Source organism: [Rhizobium] kunmingense (assembly GCF_977018605.1).
Map to the genome: position 1 here is coordinate 1,299,143 of NZ_CDRNXG010000001.1, position 9,298 is coordinate 1,308,440.

Consider the following 9,298-nt stretch of genomic DNA (forward strand, 5'->3'; position numbering starts at 1 on the left):
TCGACGTTTACTTGGAAACGCCGCAGGCGAGGCGTTTCCGTTTCATCGTGTAATCATCCTTTCCTGTCTGCCGACCTCTCATAGATTTATGATGGCGGGCTTGCCCGGATAGGCCGGCGCAGTGCTCCGTCAGGCAGTCGCGTCATCGCGTATAACGAAATCCAGGTAGTCGATCTGAAGCCCCTTGCCGATTGTGGTAAAGGCAGTCGCGGCTGCCCCACCCGCACCATCGGCATCATAGAGAAGCTGCCCGGCATTGCTGTCATAGATGATGCGGTCCGAGGCATCGAGCGCCTGGCTTGCCCTGACGAAAGCGGCTTGCGAAAGCTGGCCGGCGGCGAGCGCGGAAAAGATTGCGCGGTCGAGAACGATCGTGTCGTCGACCACCTTGAAATCCTTGATCTGATCGATGTTGTTGCTGCCGAGTGCCGTGCTGAACACGAAGCTGTCGCGACCATTGCCGCCGGTCAGCACGTCCTTGCCGAGACCACCATCGAGAATGTCGTTGCCGTTGTTGCCGTTGATCGTATTGGCGGCAGAGTTGCCGATCAGCGTATTGGCCAGATTGTTGCCCTTCAGCGTTGCGGCCGAAGTGCCGGTTGCCTGGATGAACTCGATCTCGACACCGTCCGCTAGCGTGAAAGACGACGTGGTGAAGACGCGATCGTAGCCACCTCCCGCCGCTTCGAACACCCTGTCGCTGGAACTGTCGACATAATAGGTGTCGTTGCCGGCATAGCCATACATGCTGTCAGCGCCCTTGCCGCCGTCGATCGTATCGTTGCCGGCGGTGCCGTAGAGCGTGTTGGCGCTGTTGTTTCCTGTCACAATATTGCCGCCGGCTGCCGGATTGACCGAGATTGCAAAGGTTTGTGCGGCACTCGTCGCGCCATGGGCATCGGCGACCTGATACTGGAACGTGAAGTTGCCGCTTGCTCCGGCCGCCGGGCTGTAGCTGAATGCGCCGTTGGGCTGAAGCGTGAGACCGGCAAGGCTGCCGACCTGGAGATAGGTCAGCGCATCACCTTCGATATCGAGCCCGGTCGGGATCTGGCCGCTGATTACCGTATTTGCGGTCCCGGTTGCCGCGTTGCCACTGGTGGCGGCCACCGGCGCGTCGTTGACCGGGGCAAGGTTTATGGTGAAGGTCTGCGCCGCGCTCTGGCCGCCGAAACCATCCGACACACGATACTGGAAACTGAAATTGCCGCTCTGGTCGGCCGGCGGTGCAAAGCTGAACGTGCCGTTGGCATTGAAGGTCAGTCCGGCAAGGCTGCCGATCAGAGCATAGGTCAGCGGGTTGCCGTCCGGGTCATATCCTGCCGGCACCGCGCCGCTGAGAACGATATCCTCCTGACCGGCCGCGTTGTTGCCCGTCGATGAGGCAACCGGTGCATCATTGACGGGAGAGACAGTGATGGAGAAGGCCTGTGCGGCACTCGATGCGCCATGCGCGTCGGTCGCCACGTAGTTGAACTCGACTATGCCGTTGAAGTTGGCCGCAGGCACATAGCTGAACGTACCGTTCGGGTTGAGTGTCAGGCCGGCCACCGGTGCCGCGAGCGCATAGGTCAGCGCATCGCCGTCCGCATCGTAGGCGGCCGGAATGGTCCCGGTAATGACTGTGTCCTCCTGGCCGGTCGCCGTATTCCCGGTGACAGACGCTACGGGAGCGGCATTGGCCGGTGGCGGCGTGACGACGCCGTCAAAGGCGTAATCACTGGCATGGACCGGCTCTGCGCCGGCGGGTGTCTTGATCCGGAACGTTTCCGTATAGGCGCCATCCTGAACCTGCCAGCTGTCGCCTCCAAGGTTGACGAGGATGGCGTTCTGGCTGAAGCCGACGAACCGGATGCTGTCACCAAGCGATGCGCCATTGCCGGCGAAATCCTCGATGACGTCGCCGGCGAACTCGCCACGGCGCATCACAAACGTGTCGTTGCCTGCGTCGCCATAAAGCTGGTCGGCGCCGAGGCCGCCCTCGATCGTATCGTCACCATCCATGCCGTGCAGCCTGTTGGCGCCGTCATTGCCGATGATCGTGTTGGCGAGTTCATTGCCGGTGCCGTCGCGCTGGGCGGCTCCGGTCAGGACCAGGTTTTCCAGGTTGGCGCCGAGCGTATAGGTGAGCGAACTGCGTACCGTATCGAACCCCTCTCCGGCGAGTTCAACGACAACGTCGCCGGTATGGTCGACGATATAGGTGTCGTCACCCTGTCCTCCACGCATGATGTCTGCGCCGGCCATTCCATCGAGAAGATTGTTGCCGGCATTGCCGACGAGTTCGTTGGCGAGATTGTTGCCGGTCGCACTGAGATCCGCCGTGCCTTGCAGGATGAGCTTTTCGACCTCGACGGCGAGCGTATAACTGACGCTGCTGAAGACGGTATCGACACCGCCCAGTCCGCCGTGATCCCTTTCGACGATCACATCGCCGATATTGTCTACGTAGTAAGTATCGTTGCCATTGCCGCCCTGCATGATGTCGGCGCCCTGGCCACCGTCAAGCAGGTCGTCTCCCCCAAGACCCTCAAGCTCGTTATTGGCCGCGTTGCCGATGATGATGTTGGCAAGGTCGTTACCGGTGCCGCGGGCGGCAGTTCCGGTCAGTTGCAGGTTTTCGACATAGGCCGTCAGCGTGTAATTGAGACTGGCGATTACGGTGTCGGTACCGGCATTCACCTGTTCCGTCACCACGTCGCCCGTGTGGTTGACCAGATAAGTATCATTGCCGCCAAGCCCGGCGAAGCTGTCGCCGCTGGTCGTGCCGTAGAAGATATCGTTGCCTGAGGTGGCGCTGTAGGGCGGGATGAAATAATCGCCGGTCGCCATGCCGGTGACGGTGTTGTCATGTACGGACGTGCCTGATGGGTTGCCTGCCGTCGAGTTTGTCAGCTCCTCACGGATGCCGTAGCGGCTTGTGCCGTCGGAATGAATGTCGTTGCCATAAATCGTGGTGTTTTCCGAATAGTAGGTCCGCGGCGGATTGACGACGTCATCCAGGCGCAGGCGAATGTTGATCTCGTCGTAACCACCGGCTCTCTCCTGCGAGTTGTTGTAGATCTCGCTATCGTGGATCGTCGTGTTGGTCGCGCCTTCCACCCGGATGCCCTGACGCATGTTGTCATGCACGCTGACACCGTCCGCCTCGACGTTGTCGGACAGCTTGATGAGGATGCCCTCACGCGTGTTGCCATAGTATTCCCCGCCGACGATGCGGATATTCGTTACCCAAGGAATGGTGTTTTCGCCTTCGGGGAAAATATCGCTGCGCTGGACGACGAGGCCGGCGCCGCCCGTGGCGCCGCTGCCATTGTCATAGGCCGTGTTGTTCTCGAGCAGGATGTTGCTGCTGCTGTTCTGGATATTGAAGCCATGGCGATCGTTGTCGTAGGCAATGTTGTTGCGATAGACGCTGTCGACCACGTAGTCGGCGACGAAGCCATCCCGGCCGTTGCCGTGCGATACGCAGTCCTCGATCGTCAGATTGTAGGTGATCTCGTGCGGATTGATGCCATAGGCATTGCAGTTCATCACCTCCACGCCGCTGATCGTGATATTGTCATGGGTATCGCCATCCTCGTTCGCCTTCACGCCGGTGATGATACCGGCCTGATGTTCGATATTGTTGGCCCGGTTGCCGTCGATCGTGAGGTTGGATATCGTCACGTTATGGGCATCTTCGCTGACCGGCGTGCGAACGATGCCGTTGACGCGATGATCGAAATTGTCGGCCAGCTTGAGCACGGTCTCGCCCATGCCGTCGCCCGTCAACGTCACGTTGGATCGTACTTCGACGCAGCCGCGCGAGGGGTTTTCGGGGTCGCCGCTGACGATGAATGTACCGGCAGGAATGTAGACGGTGCCGCCGCCCGCCGCATAGGCCGCATCGATGGCGGCCTGAATGGCGGCACTGTCATCCGACAGGTCGTCCGGGGTTGCGCCATAGTCCAGTACATTGAAAACGGCCATTGTTTCCTCGATCGCGGTTCAGCCCGTTGAATGGTTGAGCGCAATCGTATGTCCGTCCCGATCTCGATAAAATAAATCCAGATCAATTAGAGTATTTATTATCAGTATTTTCTTATGTCCGAAGGAATACATGTCGTCGGTACGGCTTTATTTGCTTGCAGACCGTCGGTCGACATTGCCGTGCATGAGCTGAAACAATGCCAGGCGGTTGCTGCGCGAGGGAGTATCCTGACGGTAGCCGGTCCGTTGCTCGAAGGCAGAGCTGGCATCGAGGCCGGTTTCCAGGCGCGCCTGCAGACGCTCCAGGCCGGCAGTGCATCGGCCCGGTTTCACCTCGCGTCTTTCCGCCAGCACATCTTGGAGCGGGCGAAGCGCGATATAGGCAAAGAGATGGTAGTCGAGCGCCTTCGTCTGTCTTGCCAGTTCGAGCGGCAGGAAGCCGTCGGAATCGACCTGGCACAGGCCGACGTCGAGGCTGGCGGCTGCCCAGGAGAACATGCGTTCGTCGTCGAGAATGCGGCCGGTCCTCGCCACGGCCAGACCCGCCCAATAGCGATGGTTGTTGCGGCGCGAGGTCGGTCCGGCCTGTCTATCGTAATAGGCGATCGTCTGGGTGGCGATGTTCCGCAGCCAGTCGCGAACATGCTTTTCGCGGGCGATATCGATGTTCTGCCGCCCCAGTTCGTCGATTGCCGCGGTGATCTCGGCCATGAAGCGGTCGCGTGTCAGATTGGCGTCGCTGCTCGCCATGTCGGTGAGCGACCCCTTTGAAGCCCAGAACACGATATTGCGCGCGGCACAATTGCCGCCATCGGCTCCGTGCCGCGACATGCCTTTCGCCATCGCGCCGAGCCTTCGGATGGCTTCATTGATAGGATCGAGCGTCTGGCGGCGCAGGCTTGCGGCGTCCTCGTCGATCACGGATTTCGTCTTGAAGGCCTGATCGTATTTTGAACGCGTCTCAATTCTCGTCGGCGGTGGGGCTATGAGTTCGCACGGTTCGGAATCCGGGCTGACGGAGCCGGTCAATGCATCGCGATCGAGCGGTACCGCTGCGTGCTTGTCGGAAACAGGCACATTGGAAAAAGGCTGGTCCATCGCATACGTCGCCGATGCGATGAACAGACCAAGCAGGCATGTAGCAAGAGGCAGGCGGGTGCTGAACACAAAGCCCTCTTTCGAAGTTTCGTGTTCAGTAGATCACGCCGATCTAAATTCAGGCTTAACGCCTGTGTCTTGTGGCCGCGCCAGCCTTTATGCGGCGATCTCGCCGTCGGGGGACTGCCGTGTGTTCCCACACGACGCCGGTTGCTACCGCGTCGTGACTGCGACGATCTCCTGTGCTTCGCGTAGCGGCAGGCTGCCAAGCTGAGCCATCGCGATACCGGCCATGCGATTGCCGCCTCTGGCCGAAAGCACGAGATAGGCTCTGGCGAGAGTGCGTTCGCCGGATGCTTCGACATCGCTGAGCAGGGTCATCGCCAGCTTGTACTGGGCGTCGGCACTGCCATCCCTTGCGGCTTCCTGCAGGTAATTGAGCCCCTTCCTGCGAAGGTCGGGTGCCTGGGCCGAACGGTAGAGATAGTAATCCGCAAGGGCGAGCTTGGCGGACGCGCCGCCGGCTTTTGCCTTCTCCTCCAGTACGGCGATGGCAGGCCCCGCGTCTTCAGGATCTGCCGATGCGATCAGGCTTCCGATCGCCTGGTAGGCACCGTCTATGCCCTTGTCCGCGGCAAGGAGGTAGAGGCGCAAGGCTTCGGTCCGGTCCTCCGGTCTGCTGCCGGTCGCCAGCGATGCGGCAAGCATCATGGCCGCCGCGCCGTTGCCCTTGGCGGCGAGCGGCTTCAGCCAGGTTTGCATATCGGCTTCCAGCGTCGGGTCTAGCTGCGCGATCCGCGTGCCGATGCGGCTCGGGTCTACACCTCCATAAAGCGCGACCGCTTTTTGCAGCCACATCATTGCAGGTTCCGGCTCCTCCCGGCCGGGCTGCAGCAGCGCCTTGCTGATCTGCAGCATCGAGCGGACGCGCTGGTCGACCGGAACCTCCGCCAGCATTCGCGATGCACGCTGCGTATCGCGGCGCACGCCCCAGCCGAGTGCATAAGCGAGCGCTCCGCGTTTCGACGCGGTGACATTGCCGCGTGCGCTTCCGCGCGCATACCATGATGGGGCCTCCTTCGCACTGGCAGGGCCACCGATGCCGTTCTGCAGCATCATGCCATAGGCATTGGCTGCGGCGCTCGATCCGCGCATCGCTTCGGCGCGCAGTTGCAGCCTCATTTGGGACGAACCCTTGAATTCGCGTGGCCCCATCTGGACGATCGCCTTGGCAGCCTTTCGAACGGATTCGCGGTTGCCTTGCAGCGCGGACGGCGCCAGTTTGCGCAATCGCTGCGAAGCCGAGCCGCTTTCCGCCGAGAGTGCCGGGTTTGCCGCTACAAGAGTGGCGAGCATGAAGCCGAAGCTCAAGAGCGCGCTGGTGGATTTGATCCAGCCACCCTGCTGCCGGCATGCGGTGGCCACGACAGCGGCCGTCAGGTGATCAGCGGAGGAAACCATTTTGCTTAGCCTTCTGTTGCCATGTCTGTGCCAAGTCGCGGTCAGCCGCGACACCGAAGCCGAGATCGAGGGCGATGGCATATTGGAACATCGCCTCCGCATCGCCCTTTTCCGCCGCAAGCTTCGTCCAATGGGTGCTTTCCTCGGCGGATACCGTTCCCGTCACGCCAGCGGCAAACAGCCGTGCCAGCGTCTTCATCGCCTGAACGTCGCCTCGTTCGCCGGCCTTGCGGAGGAACGCCATGCCTTCCCCCTGACGTTCGGGACCAAGAGTGGCCAGCAGAAGCCCATAAGCCTGCATGGCCGAGGTATCGCCCTGATCGGCAATGAATTGCAGTGACTGCATCGCTGACAGCGATACCTGCTGACCGGGCTGTTCGGAGGCGTAGCGCACCAACTCCCGCAACGCGACCGATTCACCCGCCAGGGCCGCCTGCCGGTACCATTCGACCGCTGCCCCGTTCTTGTCCCCCAGTCTTCCGCCTGCATAGAGAGCGGCGAGCGCCAGTGCCGATTTTCCGTAGCCGGCCGCCGCGGCACGCTCGTAGAGAAGGGCTGCTTTCGCAGGGTCATCCAGGGCTCCAGGCCCGCGCTCGGCCGTGTTCTCGGCGAGATCATGCAAATCACGCGGGCGGCGGTTGGCCAGCTTCTCGGCACGGGTCATCGTTTTGGCGGCTGCGTCAACATTGCCCTGCAGGCGGTAGAGCCGGGCCTGTTGCGCGAGGGCCGGGACGTTGCATATCACCTGCTGTTCCAGAGCACCGAGAACCTTTCCGACAACGGATATGTCATCTGTCGGCAGTTCTTTCAGTGCGTCGACATTGCCACTTTCCGCTGCCTTGGTGAGCCACTCGGCGGATGCCGTTCCTACCGTCTGGGACGCTTGGGAGAGATGAGACAGCATATACATGGCGTCCGCATTGCCGCCGTTTGCAGCGGCCAGAAGACGTGCCTGAACAGAGGCGGGTTCGTCGGTTGCAGAGGTCCGGCCCGGCCATGTGGCGAGGGTGAAGTCCACATCCGGATTGCCGCTTTCAGCTAGGCTTTCGATCAGTTGGTCGCTGGGCGTGATGTCGTCGCCCAGTCTGCCGTCGCGGTAGGCGGTTGCCAGCGCAAGCCGCCCTTCGATGACCTGTGAGCCGGAAGCCGAGGCGCGTGCTGCCAGCGTCTTGACGTCTGATCCGGAGACCTTTTCACCGGCGGCAACCAGCGCGGCAAGCTCGACCATCGCCAACCGATCGCCAAGATCGGCGGATTTCGCAAGCAGTTCTGCGCCTGTCCGAAGGTCAGCCTTGTCGAGCGCGAGCCGAGCCAGGCGTCGAATGGCGCGGGCATTACCTTCATCGGCCAGCGTCTGCAAAGGCTGTTCCGCAGTATCCTCCGCCATGCAGGCGGCAATTTCGGCGAGCTCATAACGAGCCGTCAGAGCTCCTTTCGATGCCGCATTGCGAAGGTGCTGCATGCCTTCATCGAGCCCTTTGCGTGCGGCAATCATGTAGCGGCCATAAAGCGCCTCGCCCTCCGCCGACCCGCTTTCCAGTACCTGCCGATACAGCGAGGCCGCACGGGCTTCGTCGATGGCCGCACCCTGTCCGGTACGGTAGGCATGAGCCTGCATCTCGATCAGATAGAGAGATGGATCCGGCCGCTTCGTTGCCTCCTCGAAGACACGCTGCATGGCGGCGAAATCTGCCTTGCCGGTGTAGTCACCACGATAATAGCGGGCGGCGAGCAGATAGCCGTCCGCTTCGCCATTTCTGACGGCGGCCTGCATCAGCTTCAGCGCTGCCGGCGTGTCGTCGCCGGTGCTCAGGTGCAGCCGTGCGGCGTTGGCAAAGGCGCGCACCAGCCCTTGCGCTGCAGCCTTGTCCCAGAGCGTTTTGGCTGTAGCCAGATCCTTCGCGCCGACCTGCCCGTCTTCGTGGATGCGGGCAAGCCTTGCCAGCGCGCGCGCGTCTCCGCCATCCGCCGCAATCTTGAACCACGCTACCGCCAGCGCCGGACCTTGTTGCGGATCGGCATCGATGAGGTAATCACCGACATCGAGCGCAATGGAGCAACGCCCGGAGGCCAATGCCGTCTGGATGTTAATGGCGGCAACTGTGGCAAAATGAGCCGGCGCATCTGGGAAAGGCGGCGTAGCGTCCGGTCCGGCATAGATTGCGGCCAGTTGCAGCGCCGCTGCCGGGTCACCCAAGCCGGCGGCGATGCTCAGATAGCGTGCCGCGGCCGTGGTCGACTGGTCCGGCAGCCGTTCCTCGCGGATCAGCTTTCCCATAGACAGCGCAGCACCGGTATTCTGCGCCGCTGTCGCTTCACCAAGAAGCTTTTCCGCCCGTACGACATCGACCGGACCGGATCCCGGATCGAGAAGAAGCAGCGCGAGCCGGGCTTTCGCTTCGGGCGCCGATGTGGTTGTGCCGGCTGCCAGATGTTCCAGCATCCGACGTGCCAGAACGCGATCGCGAACGACTTCATTATCGCCGTCGCTGAGCCTGGAAATGTCGGCCAGCATGATGTCGGCAGGAACGAGATCGTCAGTGCCGTTCCACTTGCCCCAATCGGCGGAAAGCGCCTGAGGCGGGGCGGCCGGGATGCAGGTATTGGCGTAGTTCAGCTTTGGCGGCTCCCTGAACATCTCCAGTGGCTGCGATGGTGCGGCCCGGCCGGATCCGGCATTGAAAAGAGCCACCATTGCGAGCGCCGTTGCCGCCAGAAGGCGTTTTTGCCGGGTCTTCAAATTCCCCTGCGATATGCCTGACATGAG

Annotated in this window: 4 protein-coding genes; all 4 read right to left on the reverse strand. The window is 61.7% G+C overall.

Annotated elements, in window-relative coordinates; all coding sequences use genetic code 11:
* Positions 1-129 precede the first annotated feature (129 nt).
* The 4 genes from AC0JZ4_RS06445 to AC0JZ4_RS06460 all read right to left on the reverse strand — a co-directional run bounded on the left by AC0JZ4_RS06445 (position 130) and on the right by AC0JZ4_RS06460 (position 9,295).
* A complete protein-coding gene (locus tag AC0JZ4_RS06445) occupies positions 130-3,972 on the reverse strand; it encodes a tandem-95 repeat protein (protein WP_471885577.1) in 3,843 nt (1,280 codons plus the stop codon).
* Between the two features lie 147 nt (positions 3,973-4,119).
* The gene (locus AC0JZ4_RS06450) at positions 4,120-5,139 is read right to left on the reverse strand and encodes an alginate lyase family protein (protein WP_471885578.1); all 1,020 of its coding nucleotides are present in this window, start codon (positions 5,137-5,139) and stop codon (positions 4,120-4,122) included.
* 144 nt (positions 5,140-5,283) lie between these two features.
* Positions 5,284-6,531: an SEL1-like repeat protein gene (locus tag AC0JZ4_RS06455; protein WP_471885579.1), complete on the reverse strand. Its 1,248-nt coding sequence runs from the start codon at positions 6,529-6,531 to the stop codon at positions 5,284-5,286.
* Positions 6,515-9,295 (reverse strand): tetratricopeptide repeat protein, encoded by a 2,781-nt coding sequence (locus AC0JZ4_RS06460; protein WP_471885580.1) that lies wholly within the window; start codon positions 9,293-9,295, stop codon positions 6,515-6,517. The genes AC0JZ4_RS06455 and AC0JZ4_RS06460 overlap by 17 nt, the downstream gene beginning before the upstream one ends.
* Positions 9,296-9,298: the final 3 nt, after the last annotated feature.

Coding starts and splice junctions, on each gene's coding strand:
- AC0JZ4_RS06445 (WP_471885577.1), bottom strand. CDS start 3,972: ATGGCCGTTTTCAATGTACTGGACTATGGCGCAACCCCGGACGACCTG.
- AC0JZ4_RS06455 (WP_471885579.1), bottom strand. CDS start 6,531: ATGGTTTCCTCCGCTGATCACCTGACGGCCGCTGTCGTGGCCACCGCA.
- AC0JZ4_RS06460 (WP_471885580.1), bottom strand. CDS start 9,295: ATGTCAGGCATATCGCAGGGGAATTTGAAGACCCGGCAAAAACGCCTT.